The sequence below is a fragment of the Aeromicrobium fastidiosum genome, assembly GCF_017876595.1.
GTDB lineage: Bacteria > Actinomycetota > Actinomycetes > Propionibacteriales > Nocardioidaceae > Aeromicrobium > Aeromicrobium fastidiosum.
Genome location: NZ_JAGIOG010000001.1, coordinates 1,765,030 through 1,782,629, shown reverse-complemented (window position 1 = coordinate 1,782,629; position 17,600 = coordinate 1,765,030). Strand labels below are relative to the sequence as shown.

The window sequence follows — 17,600 nt, the reverse complement described above, 5'->3', positions numbered from 1 at the left end:
CGGTCGCCCGCGTCCGCTCGTACGCGTCCAGCTCCTTGCCCTGCTCGGCCCCCGGGTCGAGGGCCTGCGGTGGCGGCACGGTGTCCATCCAGGTGCGGAGCCGGTTCATGTCGTGCGTCAGGTCCTTGAGGTCGCCCTCGGCGTAGGCGAACTCCGGCGACCAGTGCAGGGCGTCGAAGGGGCACACCTCGATGCAGATCGAGCAGTACATGCAGATCGAGTAGTCGATGTCGAACTGGTCGAGCACGTTCTGGCTGCGGTCACGGCCGCCCTCCGTGGCTGCGGGGATGACCTCCTTGTGGGAGTCGATCGTGATGCACCACGAGGGGCACTCCCGGGCGCACAGCATGCACGAGGTGCAGTTCTCCTCCTGCAGAGCGATGACGCCGCGGCTGCGCGGAGGCAGATCGGGCTGCACGTCGGGGTAGTGCGCCGTGATGCTGCGCCGGGTCAGGTTGCGCCACGTCACCGCGAGCCCCTGCCACAGTCCCTTGCCCCAGCTCATGACGCCCCTCCGCCCTCAGGGTGACCGATCTTTCGGCGTTCCGGTCGTCCCGGCTGCATCAACGCAGCGACATCGGTGCACCGACGTGCGCGGAGGGACCGATGTCTCGGCGTTGACGTCGTCAGAGCAGCACGAACGCAGAAAGATCGGTCGTTCTGGGGAATCGTCACCAGACCACCACCAGGGTCGTGAGCGTCAGCTGCGCCAGCGCCAGCGGCACCAGCACCTTCCAGGCCAGGACGTTGACCTGGTCCTCGCGCAGCCGCGGGTAGGCGACCCGCGCCCAGATGACCAGGAACGACACCGCCACGATCTTGAGCAGCGTCCATGCCCAGCCCAGCTGGTCGGACCACGGCCCCGCCCAGCCGCCGAGGAACAGGACGGTCGTCAGCGCCGCCAGCACGACGATGCCGGCGTACTCCGCGAGCAGGAACATCGCGAACCGCATCCCGCCGTACTCGGTCAGCGGCCCCATCACGAGCTCCGCATCGGCCAGTGGCGCGTCGAACGGCGGGCGCTGCAGCTCGGCCAGACCCGCGACGAAGAACACCACGAGACCCGGCAGCTGCAGCAGCAGCCACCACGGCTCGAAGGCGTCCGCGATGCCGACCAGCGACAGCGTGCCGGCGAGCATCGCGACGCTCGCCGCCGCCAGCACCATGGGCAGCTCGTACGACATGAGCTGCGCCGCGACCCGCATGCCGCCGATGTAGGAGTACTTGTTGCCGCTGCCGAGGCCGCCCATCAGGGTGCCCAGCACGCCGACGCTCATGGCCGCGAGCACGAAGAACAGCCCGACGTCAAGATCCTGCCCGATGAGGACTCCCTGCCCGAAGAAGGGGCCGAGCGGGACCGCGAGCATCGCCACGAGATAGGGCACGAGCGCCACTGCCGGTGCCAGCTCGAAAACGCGGCGGTCGGCGGCGACCGGCGTGATGCTCTCCTTCTGGACGAACTTGACCCCATCGGCCACGAGCTGCGCCCAGCCGTGGAACCCGCCGGCCGCCATGGGCCCGACCCGGCTCTGCATGTGCGCCATGGCCTTGTGCTCCATCTGCCCCACCAGCAGCGGCAGGGTCAGGAACGCCATCAGCACGACGACGCACCGCAGCACGACGTCGACGACCTCACCCATCGCGACCGTCCTGCAGCCAGTCGTCGGGGACGCCGGGCGGCTTGACCCGTCGACGTCCCGGCGAGTGCGCCGAGTCGGCGTCGCTCTCGCCCGGCTCCTTCGCGCCGGGCCACGCCTTCGCGACCCGCGACGCCAGGACGAACTCCTTGCGCAGCGGGTGGCCCTCGAAGCCGTCGGGCAGCAGCAGCGGGTCGAGGTCGACCGCCTCGCCCGACGCGGACGACGTGAAGGCGATGCCGAACATCTCGTGGGTCTCGCGCTCGTGCCACGCCGCACCCGCGTAGACGTCGGCGATCGAGGGGACGCTCGGCGACTCGCGGTCGAGGTAGGTCACCAGCAGCAGGTGCTCGAGCCCGCCGCCTGACCCGCTCCCTGAGCCCGTCGAAGGGACCCTCGCCACGTGCAGCACCAGCCGGAACCCCTCCGGATGCTCGTCGACCGCCGACAGCCAGTCGAAGTAGCCGAATCCATCGGCCTCGAGCGCCGCGACGGCATCGTGCCAGGCAGCACGCTCGACGACCCGGTGCGGCGGGCCGAAGGCATTGGTCTCGAGGGTCACGGTGCCTCGATGCGGGGGCTCAGCAGCGATGTCGCCGGGCGGGCGTAGCGCTCGGCGAGGTTCTCACCGGCGATCTTGGCCTGCAGCTGGACGATGCCGTCGAGCAGGGCCTCGGGCCGGGGCGGGCACCCGGGCACGTAGACGTCGACGGGGATGATCTGGTCGACGCCCTTGGTGACGCAGTACGAGTCCCAGTAGGGCCCGCCGGAGTTGGCGCACGAGCCGAAGCTGATGACGTACTTGGGCTCCGGCATCTGGTCGTAGAGGCGCTTGATGGCCGGTGCCATCTTGTCGGTGACGGTGCCCGACACGACCATCAGGTCAGCCTGCCGCGGACCCGGCGCGAACGGGATGACGCCGAGCCGGATGAAGTCGTGGCGCGACATCGACGTCGCGATGAACTCGATCGCGCAGCAGGCCAGGCCGAAGTTGAAGACCCACAGGGAGTACTTGCGCCCCCAGTTGAGCAGGTAACGGGCGGCCTTCGGCGCGTTCTGCGACCCCGCACCGAGGGTCGGCGCCGCCAGGGTCGGCATCGGCAGGTCGACGGCTCCGGTCACGTCCACGACAGCACCCCCTTGCGCCACGCGTAGGCGAGACCGACCGCGAGGACGCCGACGAAGACGCCCATCTCGACGGCGGCGGCGTGGCCGATCTGCTCCAGCACCAGCGCCCACGGGAACAGGAACACCGCGTCGACCGCGAAGATGACGTAGAGGAAGGCGTAGACGTAGTAGCGGACCGTCGACTGCGACCAGCCCTGCCCGACCGGGTCGACCCCCGACTCGTACGTCGTGAGCTTGTCGCGCGACGCGACCTGTGGGCGCATGAGGCGGTTGACGCCCAGCATCGCGGTCGCGAGCAGGACGCCGGCCACGACGATCGCGCCGACCGCCGCGTACTGCTCGAGGTAGGCGTCCATGGCAGACACTCTAGGCAAGATCCGACCCCGGCCCACGAGATGTCGGCACTTATCGACCTTTCCGGACCGTGGTGCGGTCGATAAGTGCCGACATCTTGGGCGTCAGGCGACCCTGGACGTCTCGCGCACGCTCGCGCGGGTCCAGGGCCACGTCAGCAGCGCCCACACCGCCGCGACGATCGCGATCTCGAGCACGACGTAGAGCGGCCACGGGCCGAGGTGGTCGAGCAGGGACGCGTTCTGCGGCAGCCGGTTGAGATAGCCGTAGTTGGTGCCGGCGACCACGTTGAAGACGTAGGCCGCGACCGCCCACGTGAGGGTCACGGCGACCGTGCGGCGGTACGTCTGCCAGGTCGGCAGGATGCGCAGCCCCACGACGAGGAAGAACGACGCCCACACGATCAGCACGTGCATGCCCCAGAACATCAGGAACCGCGGCTCCGGGAAGTCCGACGCGAGATCGGGCGTCAGCATGCCCTGGGTCGTGAGCGTGATGCCCCACAGGTAGGTGATGGTCGACGTGAGCCGGTTGCGGGTCCAGAGCGCGTGGGCGGCGAACATCCAGGCCAGGTCGCACAGCTGGAACGGCAGGGACGTCCGCAGGTTCCACTCGTCGGGCGTCAGCTGCAGGACCTGCAACGGGATCGTGACGCACAGCAGGACGACCGCGAACGTCCGCCGCACGAGCTGCTCGCGGTCGCCGCCGCTGAGCCGGCGTCCTGCGACGATCGCGACCACGACGCCGACCGCGAAGACCACCAGCACCGTCACATGCGACGTGCCGTAGGCCTCGAAGCGCTCGTCAGCGGCCAGCATCATGACCGCGAGGCTAGCCCATCGTCCTCGTCACCCAGCGGTGCGTCAGTCGCCTGTCACGCCCGTGATGGACGACTGCGGCACCGCCCGGACCCGGCAAGGACGACCAGGTCGCCGATGGCCTGAAGGACGGGCGACAAGGTCACCACCCTCGGGGAGGGGTCAGCCCTGTGCCTTCTCGGCGACGTGGTTCCACTGCTCCCAGGTCTCCAGGCGCTTGGCGTAGTCGGCCTTGGCGATGCCGAGCGGGGCCGTACCGAAGAAGACCCGCAGCGGCGGCACCTCGGCGTCGACGACGTCGAGGATCGCGGCGGCGGACGCGTGCGGATCGCCGGGGGTGGCGTTGCGCGAGCTGCGCTGCTCCATCGTCCTGCGACGGACGTCGGCGTACGCGGGGTTCTCCTCGGAACGCGACGCCGAGTCGCCGCTCCAGTCGGTCGAGAAGCCACCGGGCTCGACGAGGGTCACGTGGATGCCGAAGTCGGCGACCTCCTGCGCGAGCGCCTGGGAGAAGCCCTCGAGGCCCCACTTGGAGGCGTGGTAGATGCCCACCAGCGGGAACGCCGAGATGCCGCCGATCGACGACACCTGGATGATGTGGCCCGAGCCCTGCTCGCGCAGGAACGGCAGCGCCGCCTGCGTGACCCAGAGCGCGCCGAACAGGTTGGTCTCGATCTGCGCCCGGGCCTCGTCCTCGGTGATCTCCTCGATGAACCCGAAGTGGCCGTAGCCGGCGTTGTTGACGACGACGTCGAGCCGGCCGAAGTGGTCGTGCGCCTTCTGGACGGCCGCGACGTCGGCAGCTCGGTCGTTGACGTCGAGGGCGATCGGCAGGATCGCGTCGCCGAACCGCTCCACGAGGTCGTCGAGGGAGTCGGTGTTGCGGGCCGTCGCGGCGACTCGGTCGCCACGCTCGAGGGCGGCGATCGTCCACTCGCGGCCGAAGCCGCGCGACGTGCCGGTGATGAACCAGGTCTTGGAGGCGTTGTCAGTCATGCATCGACGCTACGACCTGGAGCGCACTCCAGCGCAACTCGAAGCCAGGACGTCATCACGTCAGTACCTGGATGGCCACCGCCATGATGACGTCCCCGGTCGGACGGTCGGACGTCATCACGTCGGTACCTGGGTCGCAGCGTCGGTGATGACGTCCCCGGGGACGCTCCGGATCAGGGGACGCGCAGGAACGTCACCGCGAAGTCGGAGGCGTCGTCGACCGGGACGAGGTCCCAGGTCGCGAAGCGTTGCTCGAGCACGAGTCCAGCGCCCTCCACCGCGGCGTCGAAGTCGGCGAGCGAGAGCTCGCGGTCGGTCGCGAACCCCAGCACGACGCGGCCCCCGGGACGGACGTGCCGGGCCAGCGACCGCAGCACGGCCACCTCGGTGCCGGGCGCCACGAACACCATGACGTTGCCGGCGACGACCGCCAGGTCGAACGGCTCCTCGTCGGCGGTGAGGTCGAGCGTGCTGAGGTCGCCGACGAGCCACCGCGGACCCGGGTGGTCCTCGGTCGCGGCGGCGATCAGCACGGGATCGGCGTCGACCCCGACGACGGTGTGCCCCCGGTCGTGCAGCACGGCCCCGAGCCGTCCCGGTCCGCATCCCGCGTCGAGGACGCGCGAGCCGGGAGCGACGATCGCGTCGACGAGCCGGGCCTCCCCCGCGAGATCGGCACCCTCCGCGGCCAGCGTGCGGAACCGGTCGACGTACCACTGCGAGTGGCCGTCCTTGGTGTCGGTGAACCAGCGGGGGATGTCGGTCATCGCCCCATCGTCCACCAGGCCTCCCCGCGGCGTACGCTCGGCGGGTGAACGACTCCCGCCGCGGCGTGGCCTTCGGCGTCAGCGCCTACCTGTGCTGGGGGTTCTTCCCGCTCTACTGGCCGCTGCTCGAGCCGGCCGGCGCGCTCGAGGTGCTCGCCCACCGCTTCGTCTGGTCGATGGTGTTCGTGCTCGTGGCGATCACCGCGATGGGCCGGTGGGCCCAGTTCCGGGCCATCGCCCGCGACCGCCGGCTGATGCTGATCCTCACGGCGGCCTCGGTCACGATCGCCCTCAACTGGGGCGGGTTCATCTACGGCGTCACCAACGGACACGTCATCGAGACCTCGCTGGGCTACTTCATCAACCCGCTCGTGACGGTGCTGCTCGGCGTCTTCGTCCTCAAGGAGACGCTGCGCCCCGTGCAGTGGACCGCGATCGCGGTCGGCGGGTCGGCCGTCGTCGTCCTGACGATCGACTACGGCCGGCTCCCCTGGATCGCGCTGATGGTGGCGTTCTCGTTCGCGACCTACGGCTTCTTGAAGAAGAAGGCCGACCTCGGCGCGTTCGAGGGGCTCGGCATGGAGACGGCGATCCTCTTCCCCGTCGCCCTGACGTTCCTCGTGGTGCTGCAGCTGCGCGGCAGCCTCACGTTCGGGCACGACGGACCCGCCAACATGGCTCTCCTGGTCGGCACGGGCATCGTGACGGCGATCCCCCTGCTCCTGTTCGGGGCCGCCGCGACACGCCTGTCGCTGACCACGATCGGACTGCTGCAGTACCTCGGCCCGATCATCCAGTTCATCGTGGGCCTGACGATCTTCGGCGAGGACATGACCGCCGCCCGCTGGGCCGGCTTCATGCTCGTGTGGCTCGCGCTGGTCGTCTTCACGGCCGATGCGATCGTCCACCGTCGCCGGTTGCTGAGGCGGACGGCGGAGGCCGCCGCGATCTGACCGCCGCCGCGGCTCAGCGACACCCGCCGGGGGTCACCCGTGCGGTCTCCGGCCGGCCGGAGACCGCCGCGACGTTGGTGCAGTCGACGAGGTTGCCCTGCGACCGTGCCGGACCGACGATCTGCACGGCCCATCCCGACGCGGGCACCTCGAACCGGTTGCCGCGAAAGACGTTGCCCTGCCCCCAGCCGTCGAGGATGCGGTAGACCGCGGCACCGTCGCCGGACGACCCCGCGCCGATCGTGCCCTCGACCGTCCACCCGTTGCCCTTGACGTCGATCAGCGAGTCCGCGTCGCTGCCCGTGCCGTCGAGGTGGTTTCCGCTCAGCAGCCCGCCGGTCGTCCCCTCCTTGACGTCGATCGGCTCGGCCGACGTCTCCGACACCCGGTTGCCGACCACCCGGTTGCCGTCGCTGCGATCGGGCTCGCACGAGGTGAGCCGGCACCAGCTGCCCTCGGCCGAGCCGACGTAGATGCCCTCGCCGATGTCGCGGCGGGCCAGCCCCGTGCCGGTGACGGTGCTGTCGCGCACGATGTTGCGGCTGCTGTGACGGCGCAGGTGCACCCCCTCCTCGCCTGTCCGCTCGACCGCCACGCCGACGATCTCGTTGTCGGACGAGCCGTCGAGCACGATGCCCTTGGCGGCGCCCCTCACCGTGACTCCCGTGACCCGCCAGTGGTCGGCCCCCTCGAGGTGCAGTGCGTAGCCGTCCGCCGTCGACCCGCCGTCGAGCACCGCATCGCGTCCCCCGCACAGGACGACGGGGGCCGTGGCCGACCCGGACCGGTCGATCACGAAGTGCCCTTCGTACGTCCCCGGCCGCAGCAGCAGGACGTCGCCGGGGGCGGCCGACGCGAGCCGGTCGACCAGCTGCGATGCCCCGCTGACGAGCTCACCGTCGGGGCATCCCGGCAGCGAGCCGCGCTCGGGGGCGCCGGCCCCGCAGCCGGAGGCGAGCAGCAGCACGCCGAGCAGACCGAGCACGCCGACGCCGCCCCGCACCATCTGACGCCACCTCGCCGACACGGGGTGAACCCTCCCACACCTACGATGTCAGGTGCAGTCGGGACACGGGGATCTCGGCGGCATTCCAGCGTCGTGGGGGCGACGGACGCCCCCCAACCCCGTCAGGACGCGCGATGACACCCTCGTGGTCGGTCGACGCCTCGGCGCTGCCGTCCTCGCTGACGTGGCTCGTGCCGTTCGGCCTGTTCGGTGCGATCTCCTGGGGCGTGTGGCTGCTGCGCAAGGTGCTGTCGGCGACGAGCCGGCCGACCGTCAACGAGTTCGAGACCTCCGTCTCGGTCGTCGTCCCGTCGTTCCACGAGGATCCCGACGTGCTGATGCGGTGCCTGGCGACGTGGCGGCACCAGGCACCCGACCGCATCCTGATCGTGCTCGACGTCGCCGACACCGAGGCCCAGCGCCGCATCGAGGCCCTGGGTGACCCCACCGTCGAGGCCGTCATGTTCCAGCACCGCGGCAAGCGGTCCGCGCTGGGCGTCGGGATGCGCATGGTCGACACCGAGCTCGTCGTGCTCGTCGACTCCGACACCGCGTGGGACGAGGGACTCCTCGCGGCGGTGCAGATGCCGTTCGCCGATCCCGCGATCGGGGCGGTCAGCACCCGCCAGAACGTCTACCGTCCCTCCACCAGCATCTGGCGTCGCGTGGCCGACTGGATCATCGACCTCCGCTACTGCGACTACGCCCCGGCGATGGGACGGTTCGGCGGCGTCATCTGCGCCTCGGGACGCACCGCCGCCTACCGGTCCAGCGTCGTGCTGCCCCGTATCGCCGACCTCGAGCACGAGATCTTCCTGGGACGCGAGTGCATCGCCGGCGACGACGGCCGGCTCACGTGGCTCGTGCTGTCACAGGGCTACCGCGTCGGCCACCAGGACAGCGCCCGCGCCCTGTCGATGTTCCCCGACACGTTCCGCGCCTTCGTCAAGCAGCGCATCCGGTGGAGTCGCAACTCGTACCGCTGCTACCTCACGGCGATCCGCAACGGCTGGATCTTCCGGGTCCCGTTCATCTCGCAGCTGACCGTCATGCAGATCCTCTTCACCCCCGTCACGATGGCCGTCGCCATGACCTACGTCGTGCTGTCGCTGCGCAGCGAGCACCCTGGGGCGACGCTCGGCCTGGCCTGCTCATGGCTCATGATCGGCCGGGGCATCCGCAGCCTGTCGCACCTGCGGCGCCGCCCCCAGGACATCTGGCTCCTGCCTCTGGTCAGCGTCGTCGTCGCGTTCATCGCCCTGCCGATCAAGGTCTACGCGCTCGTGACGATGAACAAGCAGGGCTGGCTGACCCGCACCGACGACTCGATCGGCGGCGAGGGGCAGAGCGAGAAGAGCGTCACCGTTCCCGACACGACTCCCGAGGTGGCCCGATGAGCGACGAGTTGCCGTCGCCCGGCCTGACCGACGAGGAGCGCGGCACGACCGTGAGCCGCCGACGGCGCATCGCGGCATTCGCCGGAGTCGCCGTGCTGATCGCCGCGGCGGTCGTCGGCATCGCCCTCGGTGCCGACCGGACCGATGACGCCCCGAACCGCCCAGACCGTCCTGCCGCGGCCGCACCGTCGGCGAGGGCACTGCCCGACGCATCCGCACCTGCCGCGGGCGACATCGCGCAGGCGCAGCTGGTGGAGGACGAGGACGCCCGCATCTGGAAGGCCGTCTCGCTCGGCACCAGCACGAGCGGCGGGGTGCGGACGGTCGTGCTCGACCGCCGCGACGTGGGTGGTGCCTACGGCCTGGACGACCTCGTGACGCTGGGTGCCGCGACGCGCACGAGCCCGTCGGTCGTCACGCTCGACCAGTCGGTCGTCGTCCGCACGGGTGCCAGGCTGGAGATCCACCGCCCCGGCCTGACCCTGCGCCTCGGCGGTGCCGACGACTCGTTCGCGAGCATCGTCGCGTGGGGCGGCTCCCTGTCGCTGCGGGGATCGACGAGCAAGCCCTTGACGGTCGAGGGCTGGGACACCGTGGCCGGCACGGGCGACACCGACGTCACGGACGGTCGCGGCTACCTGCGGGCCCACTCGGGACGGCTCGACCTCCGCGACACGGTGCTCACCCACCTGGGGTTCTGGAGCGGACGTACCGGCGGCACGGCCGTGACCGGCACGACATTCGACCCCGGCCGGGCGCGCGTCCGCGACAGCCGGATCGCCGACGACCACATCGGCCTGTACCTCTACGGCACCAAGGGCGTGTCGGTCGCCCGCACGTCCATCACGGGCACCGACCGGGACGGCATCGAGCTCGACCGGTCGACGGGGGCGCGGCTCACGGCCGTCACGGTCGACGGCGCGGGCCTCAACGGACTGCGGGCCCACGACCACAGCAGCAAGCTGCGGATCGTCGACGCCCGCCTGACCGGCAGTGCCGGCTACGGGATCACGATCGACGGCCGCCCGCGCGCGAGCGGCCCCAACGCACTCGGCTACGGGGTGGACAGCGCGACGGGGCTGACGGTGTCGCGCACGACCGTCAGCGGCAACGCCTCCGGCGGCGTGCAGGTCTCGGGCACCGACGAGGTCGCGCTCGACGGGCTGACGGTCACGCAGGACCGGCGACCACTGCGCCTCGTCGGACGCTCGACCAGCACCGTGGTGCGCGACAGCTCGCTGACCTCGGGGCGGGGACCCGTCGTGCAGGTCGACGACGGCGCGCGCGGCGTCGTCCTCCGCCGCAGCACGCTCGTGGGCACGACCTCGGGCGTCGACGTGACCTCCTCACAGGTCGAGGTCGTCGACAACGAGATCACCGTCGGACGAGGCATCGCGGTCTCCGTTGCCGGCGCGAGGGCTGCCGGCACGATCCGCGGCAACACCGTGGTCGGCGAGGGACCCGACGCCTTCGCGGTGCCCGAGGCGTCCGGCACAGTGACGGTCGCCGACAACACCACCACCGGATGGCGGACGACGCACCGCGTCCTGGAGTGGGTCGAGCACAACCCATTCGCCCCGCTGTGGGTCGCGATCCTGCTGGTACCGGCGATCGGCGTCACGTTCATCCTGCGTCGCCATCGCATGCACCGCGATCTCCGACGGCTGACCGAGGAGACCGTCATCGCGATGGCGAAGGCGCGCCGCCGCGGGACGCCCGTCGCCCCCGCGATCGTCCTCGACCCCGTCCTCGCACCGGCCGCCGCGTCAGCCACGGCACCTGTCGAGACGAGGCCCGCGACCATCCCGCCCCCGCCCCCACCCCCCGAGGAGGTCACCCGCACCGACCGCCTCGTCACCCGCGGGGCGATGGGGCAGTTCGCCTCGGCCGAGGACCTCGCGATCCACGCCGTGCTGCAGGGCGGCAAGTCGCCCATCCACGTCGCCCGCACCCTGCAGGTGCCGGTCGCCGTCGTGGAGCGCTGGCTCAGGCAACACGAACAGCGCACGCAGGCGTAGCCCGACTGCCTCGCGAGTGGTGCATTCCGGGCCCCGAGTGCTGCGCAGTGGACAGACACGCCGTCCCAGATCGTCCAGTCCGCACCACTCCCCCGCAAGCGGGAGGTGCCCCCAGCGGATCAGCCGCGCGCTTTAGCCGAGGCGGGTCGCGACGGTGTCGCAGAGCTCCTGCAGGGCCGCGCGCGCCGGGGAGTCGGGCAGCTTGGCCAGCAGGACGCCGGCCGCGTCGGCCTCGGCCTGCACGTACGACCGCGCCTCGGCGATCGCCGGGTGGACGCGCAGCAGCGCGAGCGCCTCGGCGTGCTCGGCGTCGTCGGTCAGCGGCTTCGACAGCAGCTCGCGCAGCCGCGCGCTGGCGTCGTCGGTGGAGCGCAGCGCGATGAGCGTCGGCAGGGTGGGGACGCCCTCGCGCAGGTCGGTGCCGGGCGTCTTGCCCGAATCGCCCGTCTCGCTGGCGACGTCGATGACGTCATCGGCCAGCTGGAACGCCGCACCGATGCGCTCGCCGAACTCGGTGAGCGTCTCCTGGACGTCGTCGCTCGCGCCGGCCATCATGGCACCGAACCGGGCGGCCGTCGCGATCAGCGAGCCGGTCTTGTCGGCGACCACCCCGAGGTAGTGCGCGAGGGCGTCCTCGGTCTCGTCGGGTCCGATCGTCTCGCGGATCTGTCCCTGCACGAGGCGTGAGAACGTGCGGGCCTGGATACGGACGGCATCGGGGCCGAGGTCGGAGACCAGGTCGGACGCCTGCGCGAACAGGAAGTCGCCGACCAGGATCGCGACCGAGTTGCCCCAGCGCGAGTTGGCGCTGGGCGCCCCGCGGCGGATGTCGGCCTCGTCCATGACGTCGTCGTGGTACAGCGTCGCGAGGTGGGTCAGCTCGACCACGACGGCTGAGTTGGCCACCTCTGGACGGCTGGGATCGCCGAACTCCGCGGCCAGCATGACCAGCAGGGGCCGGAACCGCTTGCCGCCGGCGTTGAGCAGGTGCGCCGCGGCCTCGGCGACGAGCCGCGACGGGCTGTCGACGGCCGCCACGAGCTGCCGTTCGACCTCGTCGACCCCGGCGGACACCCGCGCCTCGAGGGCTGCGTCGGTGAACGAGACACCCAGAGTGGACACGCAGATCTCCTAGCCGGTGGAACTCGCAAGTGGTTCAGCGCACGAACGCGCCCGCATGCTGTGCGAGATCCAGCACCGGTCCCGGAATGATACCGAGTCCGACCGTACCCACCACAGCGACGACGATCACCACGGTAGTCAGCAGGCTGGGGACGGCAACCGTCGGGCCGTCGCCGACCGGGTCGGTGAAGAACATCAGCACGATGACCCGCACGTAGAAGTACGCCGCGAGGGCGCTGACCAGCACGCCGACGACCACGAGCCACCAGAACCCGCCGGAGTATGCGGCGCTGAAGACGCCCCACTTGCCGATGAAGCCGCCCGTCAGCGGGATGCCAGCGAACGACAGCATGAAAATCGCGAACGCACCGGCGAGCAGCGGTGACGTCCGACCGAGTCCGGCCCACTTCGACAGGTGGGTCGTCTCGCCGCCGGAGTCGCGCACGAGCGTCACGACCGCGAACGCGCCGATCGACGACAGGCCGTAGACCGCGAGGTAGAACAGGACGCTCGAGACGGACGTGACGCGGTCCGACCCGGCGACGCCCGCGTAGACGCCGACGAAGCCGACCAGCAGGAAGCCCGCGTGGGCGATCGACGAGTACGCGAGCATCCGCTTGACGTCGGTCTGCGAGATCGAGACGACGGCGCCCAGGAACATCGTGATGATCGCGATCGCCACGATCGTCGGCCGCCAGTCCCACTGCGAACCACCGAAGGCGACGTAGAAGACCCGCAGCAGGGCGAGGAACGCCGCCGCCTTGGTGCCGGCGGCCATGAATGCCGTGACGGGGGTCGGCGCGCCCTGGTAGACGTCGGGCGTCCAGGTGTGGAACGGCGCGGCACCGATCTTGAACAGCAGGCCCACCGCCATCAGCGCGGTCGCCGCGAGGAGCATCGTCTCGCTGCCGGTGCGGTTGGTGACGGCGGTGTCGATCGCCGACAGCTCGAAGCTGCCGGAGTAGCCGTAGGCCAGCGCGACGCCGTACAGGAAGAACACCGACGAGAACGCCCCGAGCAGGAAGTACTTGAGCGCCGCCTCCTGGCTCAGCAGCCGGCGACGTCGGGCGAGCCCGCACAGGATGTAGAGCGGCAGGCTCAGCACCTCGAGCGCGACGAACATCGTCAGCAGGTCGTTGGCGGTCGCGAACAGCATCATGCCGACCAGCGCGAACAGCGCGAGCGGGAACACCTCGCTGTGCTCGAGGCGACGACGGACGGCGTCGGCCTCGGCGGCCGAGCCGGGTGCGTCGGCAGCGCGTCCGGTGAACTGGCTCAGCCCGCCCTCGAGACGTCGCTCGGCGAACAGCAGCATGCTGAGCAGCCCGAACACCAGCAGGATGCCCCATGTGAAGACGCCCGGGCCGTCGACCGACAGCGCGCCCTCGGCGGCCACCTGGCCGCGCGCCTGCAGGCTCGCCTCGACGCGGTCGAGATCGGTGTAGACCCAGACCGTGTCGGCCAGCGCCGCGACGATCGCGAGGCAGGCCAGCACCGCCTGGGCGGTGAAGCGGGTGGCCCGCGGCCAGAACGCCTCGACGAGCACGCCCACGATCGCGGCTCCGGCGATGATCAGCAGGGGCGCGATCAGCGAGTACTCGATGTCGGCGGCGGGGATCGGCGGCAGGTCGGTGGCCGACGCGAGCGAGGTGCTCGACAGGAGCGTGCTCATTCGTGGCCTCCTTCGTCCGTGGTCTGCGCAGAGATCGGCGTGGGCGTCTTCGGCACCGGATCGCTCTTGCCGAGGTGGCTGACGACGGTGTCGACGGCCGGGTTGATCGCGTTCAGCACGGGCTGCGGGAAGAAGCCGAGCCCGATGATCAGCATGATCGCCGGGGTCAGTGCTGCGATCTCGCGCGGCTGCAGGTCGGTGACGCCCTCGGCCCCGGGAGCCAGCGGACCGGTCATGGTGCGCTGGTACATGATCAGGATGTAGAGCGCCGCGAGGACGATGCCGAGCGTCGCGACGGCCGCGGCCGGGATCGACACGGTGAATGTGCCGGCCAGCACCAGGAACTCCGACACGAACGGCGCGAGGCCGGGCAGCGAGAGGCTCGACAGGCCTGCGAGCAGCAGGACGCCCGACAGGATCGGCGCGATCTTCTGGACGCCGCCGAAGTCGGAGATCTTCGCCGATCCGCGCCGCGACACCATGATGCCGGTGACGAGGAACAGCGCCGCGGTCGAGAGTCCGTGGTTGAACATGTAGAGCGTCGAGCCGGCCATCGACGTCGACGTGAACGCGAAGATGCCGAGGATGATGAAGCCGAAGTGCGACACCGAGGTGAACGCGATGAGCCGGCGGATGTCGTCCTGCCCGATCGCGAGCAGGGCACCGTAGACGATGCTGATGACCGCGAGCGTGATGATGACGGGGCTCGCCCAGTCGGCAGCCTCGGGGAACAGGTTGAGGCACCACGTGATCATGCCGAACGTGCCGATCTTGTCGACGACGCTGACCATCAGCACCGCCGTGCCGGGCGTCGCCTCCTTGGCGGCATCGGGCAGCCACGTGTGCAGCGGCCACAGCGGTGCCTTGATCGCGAACGCGGCCATGAAGCCGAGGAACAGGAGGCGCTCGGTGTTCTGGCCCATGTCGAGGTTCTTGAGATCGCTCAGCAGGTAGGACGCATCGCCCTGGCGTGAGCTGACGACGTACAGCCCGACGATCGCGGCGAGCATCAGCAGGCCGCCGACCAGGTTGTAGATCAGGAACTTGACCGCCGCGTACGACCGACCGGGTCCGCCGAAGCTGCCGATCAGGAAGTACAGCGGGATCAGCGTCGCCTCGAACAGGACGTAGAACAAGAACGCGTCCGTGGCCATGAAGGCACCGAGCGCGAGCCCCTCGACGGCCAGCATCCACGCGAAGTAGGCGTTGGTGCCCTTCGGGTCGGGCAGGCGGTCGTCGAACGAGGCGAGGACGACGATCGGCACCAGGATCGTCGTCAGCAGCACCAGCGTGATCGCGATGCCGTTCACGCCGATCGAGTAGTGGGCGCCGAAGGCCTGGATCCAGGTGTGCTCCTCGGTGAGCTGGTAGCCGCCCCGGGTGGGCTCGTAGCGGGCCAGCACGACCAGCGACAGCACCAGCGTGACGAGCGAGACGCCGAGGGCGACGGCCTTGGCCTGCAGGTGAGAGCTGTGGGTCGCGCCGCGCGGCATCAGCGCGAGCACGAGGGCGCCCACGATCGGGGTCGCGGCGAGGATCGAGAGGATCATGCGAGGGTCACCGCCAGGAGGCACAGGACGACGATGGCCACGCCAGCGAACATCGTGAGGGCATAGGAACGGACGAAGCCGGTCTGCGGCTTGCGCAGGAACTGCGAGGTGTCGCCGAGGCGGTCGGCCAGGCCGGTGACGAAGCCGTCGATGCCCTTGCCGTCGAACCAGACCAGGAAGCGGGTCAGGTGACGGGTCGGACGGACGACGACGGCGTCGTTGATCTCGTTGCCGTACAGCTCGTGGCGGCCGACGCGGGCGAGGACCGACACCGAGCTGTCGGCCGGTGTCTCGGCCGCGATGGGCCTCGTGCCGTACGTGATGTAGCCCAGCGCGACGCCCGAGGCGGCGACGAGCGTGATGATGACGGTCAACGCGATGGCCGGGATCGTCAGCTCGTGGTGCTCGCCGTGGCCGACGACGGGCTCGAGCCACTCGACGATCCAGTCGCCGATCAGCAGCACGCCGCCCAGCAGCGACAGCGCTCCGAGCGCGATGAGCGGCCAGGTCATGACCCTCGGGGACTCATGCGGATGGATGTCGTCCTTCCAGCGCTGCTCGCCGAAGAACGTCATCATCATGAGGCGCGTCATGTAGAACGCCGTGACGCCGGCACCCAGCAGGGCACCCAGCCCCACCCAGAGGTTCTCGCCGAACGCGGTCTCGATGATCTTGTCCTTGGACCAGAAGCCGGAGAACCCCGGGAAGCCGATGATCGCTAGATAGCCGAGGGCGAACGTCGCGAACGTGACCGGCATCATCGTGCGCAAGCCGCCGTAGTGCCGCATGTCGACGTCGCCCTCACCGTCGGGCCCAGTCATGCCGTGCATGACCGACCCGGCACCGAGGAACATGTTGGCCTTGAAGAAGCCGTGCGTGATGAGGTGGAAGATCGCGAACGCGTAGCCGGCGGGGCCGAGTCCCGCGGCGAGCATCATGTAGCCGATCTGGCTCATCGTCGAGCCGGCCAGCGCCTTCTTGATGTCGTCCTTCGCGCAACCGATCCAGGCACCCGCGAGCAGCGTCACGAGACCGACGATCATGACCGCGGTGCGGGCCACCTCGGAGGCGTCGAAGATCGCGTTGCTGCGCACCACGAGGTAGACGCCGGCGGTGACCATCGTGGCCGCGTGGATCAGGGCCGACACCGGGGTGGGGCCCTCCATCGCGTCGAGCAGCCAGCTCTGCAGGGGCACCTGCGCCGACTTGCCGCACGCGCCGAGCAGGAGCAGCAGGCCCAGTGAGGTCGTGACGGCGTCGGTGGCACCGGGCGCTGCGGCGTTGACCGCCGCGATCGCCGAGGTGCCGAACTGGGCGAACATCAGCATGATCGCCAGGGCCATGCCGATGTCGCCGACCCGGTTGACGACGAAGGCCTTCTTGGCGGCAGCAGCGGCGCTGGGCTTGTGCTGCCAGAAGCCGATCAGCAGGTACGAGGCCAGGCCGACGCCCTCCCAGCCGAGGAACAGCACGAGGTAGTCGCCGGCCAGCACCAGCGTCAGCATCGCGGCGATGAACAGGTTGAGGAACGCGAAGAACCGGCGTCGCCGCTCGTCGTGCTCCATGTAGCCGATCGAGTAGACGTGGATCAGCGTGCCGACGCCCGTGATGAGCAGGACGAACAGCGCCGACAGCTGGTCGTACACGAAGCTCATCTCGACGTGGAACGTGCCGGCGTCGATCCAGGTGAACAGCGACGTGGCGTGCGACCGGTCGTCGGCGGCGTCACCCAGCAGGGCGACGAACAGCACCACGCCGAGCACGAACGAGGCCGCGGACGCCGCGGTGCCGATGAGGTGGCCGAAACGGTCGGACTCCTTGCCCCAGATGAGCAGCAGGGCACCGGAGGCGAGGGGAATGGCGATGAGCAGCCACTGAAGATCGAACACGGTCTCGGCGCTCCTAGGACTTCAGCAGGCTCGCGTCGTCGACCGAGGTCGTCCGTCGCGCGCGGTAGATGGAGATGATGATGGACAGGCCGATGACGACCTCGGCGGCGGCCACGACCATCACGAAGAAGGCGGCGAGCTGGCCGTCGAGGTTGCCGTGCTGGCGCGAGAAGCTCACGAACGCCAGGTTGGTGGCGTTGAGCATCAGCTCGACGCACATGAACACGATGATCGCGTTGCGCCGCACGAGGACGCCGACGGCTCCGATCGTGAACAGGATCATCGACAGGGTG

16 protein-coding genes and 1 pseudogene are annotated in these 17,600 nt (G+C 70.2%); 3 read left to right on the top strand and 14 right to left on the bottom strand.

Going from position 1 to position 17,600, the window contains the following annotated elements; genetic code table 11:
• Window positions 1-157: 157 nt before the first annotated feature.
• The 8 genes and pseudogenes from JOF40_RS20240 to JOF40_RS08810 all read right to left on the bottom strand — a co-directional run.
• Window positions 158-382, bottom strand: a pseudogene (locus JOF40_RS20240) (4Fe-4S binding protein); the annotation flags it as partial.
• A 289-nt stretch (window positions 383-671) separates the two neighbouring features.
• The gene (locus tag JOF40_RS08840; RefSeq protein WP_129185527.1) at window positions 672-1,640 is read right to left on the bottom strand and encodes a complex I subunit 1/NuoH family protein; all 969 of its coding nucleotides are present in this window, start codon (window positions 1,638-1,640) and stop codon (window positions 672-674) included.
• The gene (locus JOF40_RS08835) at window positions 1,633-2,199 is read right to left on the bottom strand and encodes an NADH-quinone oxidoreductase subunit C (protein WP_246152904.1); all 567 of its coding nucleotides are present in this window, start codon (window positions 2,197-2,199) and stop codon (window positions 1,633-1,635) included. The genes JOF40_RS08840 and JOF40_RS08835 overlap by 8 nt, the downstream gene beginning before the upstream one ends.
• On the bottom strand, window positions 2,196-2,765 hold the full coding sequence (locus JOF40_RS08830; protein WP_425458200.1) for an NADH-quinone oxidoreductase subunit B: 570 nt from the start codon (window positions 2,763-2,765) through the stop codon (window positions 2,196-2,198). Before JOF40_RS08830 ends, JOF40_RS08835 begins: the two co-directional genes overlap by 4 nt.
• Window positions 2,756-3,121 carry an NADH-quinone oxidoreductase subunit A gene (locus JOF40_RS08825; protein ID WP_129185525.1) on the bottom strand — a complete coding sequence of 122 codons (366 nt, stop codon included), beginning with the start codon at window positions 3,119-3,121 and terminating at the stop codon, window positions 2,756-2,758. The genes JOF40_RS08830 and JOF40_RS08825 overlap by 10 nt, the downstream gene beginning before the upstream one ends.
• 102 nt (window positions 3,122-3,223) lie before the next feature.
• A complete protein-coding gene (locus tag JOF40_RS08820; protein WP_209674475.1) occupies window positions 3,224-3,940 on the bottom strand; it encodes a YwaF family protein in 717 nt (238 codons plus the stop codon).
• Between the two features lie 159 nt (window positions 3,941-4,099).
• Entirely contained in the window at window positions 4,100-4,933 is an 834-nt protein-coding gene (locus JOF40_RS08815) for an SDR family oxidoreductase (RefSeq protein ID WP_129185524.1), read from the bottom strand.
• Window positions 4,934-5,106: 173 nt separating this feature from the next.
• Complete coding sequence (locus JOF40_RS08810; RefSeq protein ID WP_129185523.1) at window positions 5,107-5,700, bottom strand: class I SAM-dependent methyltransferase; 594 nt, start codon at window positions 5,698-5,700, stop codon at window positions 5,107-5,109.
• Between the two features lie 44 nt (window positions 5,701-5,744).
• On the opposite strand from JOF40_RS08810, the gene rarD reads away from it, so the two are divergent.
• Window positions 5,745-6,653, top strand: a complete 909-nt coding sequence (gene rarD, locus JOF40_RS08805) for an EamA family transporter RarD (protein ID WP_209674473.1) — start codon at window positions 5,745-5,747, stop codon at window positions 6,651-6,653.
• Window positions 6,654-6,666: 13 nt separating this feature from the next.
• On the opposite strand, the gene JOF40_RS08800 is transcribed toward rarD, so the two are convergent.
• Entirely contained in the window at window positions 6,667-7,680 is a 1,014-nt protein-coding gene (locus tag JOF40_RS08800) for a right-handed parallel beta-helix repeat-containing protein (RefSeq protein ID WP_129185522.1), read from the bottom strand.
• 113 nt (window positions 7,681-7,793) lie between these two features.
• Between JOF40_RS08800 and JOF40_RS08795 the strand changes: the two genes are divergently transcribed.
• Together JOF40_RS08795 and JOF40_RS08790 are read left to right on the top strand one after the other, a co-directional pair.
• Window positions 7,794-9,056 carry a glycosyltransferase gene (locus JOF40_RS08795; protein WP_129185521.1) on the top strand — a complete coding sequence of 421 codons (1,263 nt, stop codon included), beginning with the start codon at window positions 7,794-7,796 and terminating at the stop codon, window positions 9,054-9,056.
• Complete coding sequence (locus tag JOF40_RS08790) at window positions 9,053-11,074, top strand: right-handed parallel beta-helix repeat-containing protein (RefSeq protein ID WP_129185520.1); 2,022 nt, start codon at window positions 9,053-9,055, stop codon at window positions 11,072-11,074. The genes JOF40_RS08795 and JOF40_RS08790 overlap by 4 nt, the downstream gene beginning before the upstream one ends.
• A 132-nt stretch (window positions 11,075-11,206) precedes the next feature.
• Here the strand turns inward: JOF40_RS08790 and JOF40_RS08785 are convergent, their stop codons facing one another.
• Genes JOF40_RS08785 through nuoK form a run of 5 tightly spaced genes read right to left on the bottom strand, consistent with a single transcriptional unit; the run spans window position 11,207 to window position 17,590 of the window.
• Window positions 11,207-12,196 carry a polyprenyl synthetase family protein gene (locus tag JOF40_RS08785; protein WP_129185519.1) on the bottom strand — a complete coding sequence of 330 codons (990 nt, stop codon included), beginning with the start codon at window positions 12,194-12,196 and terminating at the stop codon, window positions 11,207-11,209.
• 34 nt (window positions 12,197-12,230) lie between these two features.
• Window positions 12,231-13,868: an NADH-quinone oxidoreductase subunit NuoN gene (gene nuoN / locus JOF40_RS08780; protein WP_129185518.1), complete on the bottom strand. Its 1,638-nt coding sequence runs from the start codon at window positions 13,866-13,868 to the stop codon at window positions 12,231-12,233.
• Window positions 13,865-15,418, bottom strand: a complete 1,554-nt coding sequence (locus JOF40_RS08775; protein WP_129185517.1) for an NADH-quinone oxidoreductase subunit M — start codon at window positions 15,416-15,418, stop codon at window positions 13,865-13,867. The genes nuoN and JOF40_RS08775 overlap by 4 nt, the downstream gene beginning before the upstream one ends.
• Entirely contained in the window at window positions 15,415-17,307 is a 1,893-nt protein-coding gene (gene nuoL, locus JOF40_RS08770; protein ID WP_129185516.1) for an NADH-quinone oxidoreductase subunit L, read from the bottom strand. Before nuoL ends, JOF40_RS08775 begins: the two co-directional genes overlap by 4 nt.
• A 13-nt stretch (window positions 17,308-17,320) precedes the next feature.
• A complete protein-coding gene (gene nuoK / locus JOF40_RS08765; RefSeq protein WP_245343497.1) occupies window positions 17,321-17,590 on the bottom strand; it encodes an NADH-quinone oxidoreductase subunit NuoK in 270 nt (89 codons plus the stop codon).
• Window positions 17,591-17,600 lie beyond the last annotated feature (10 nt).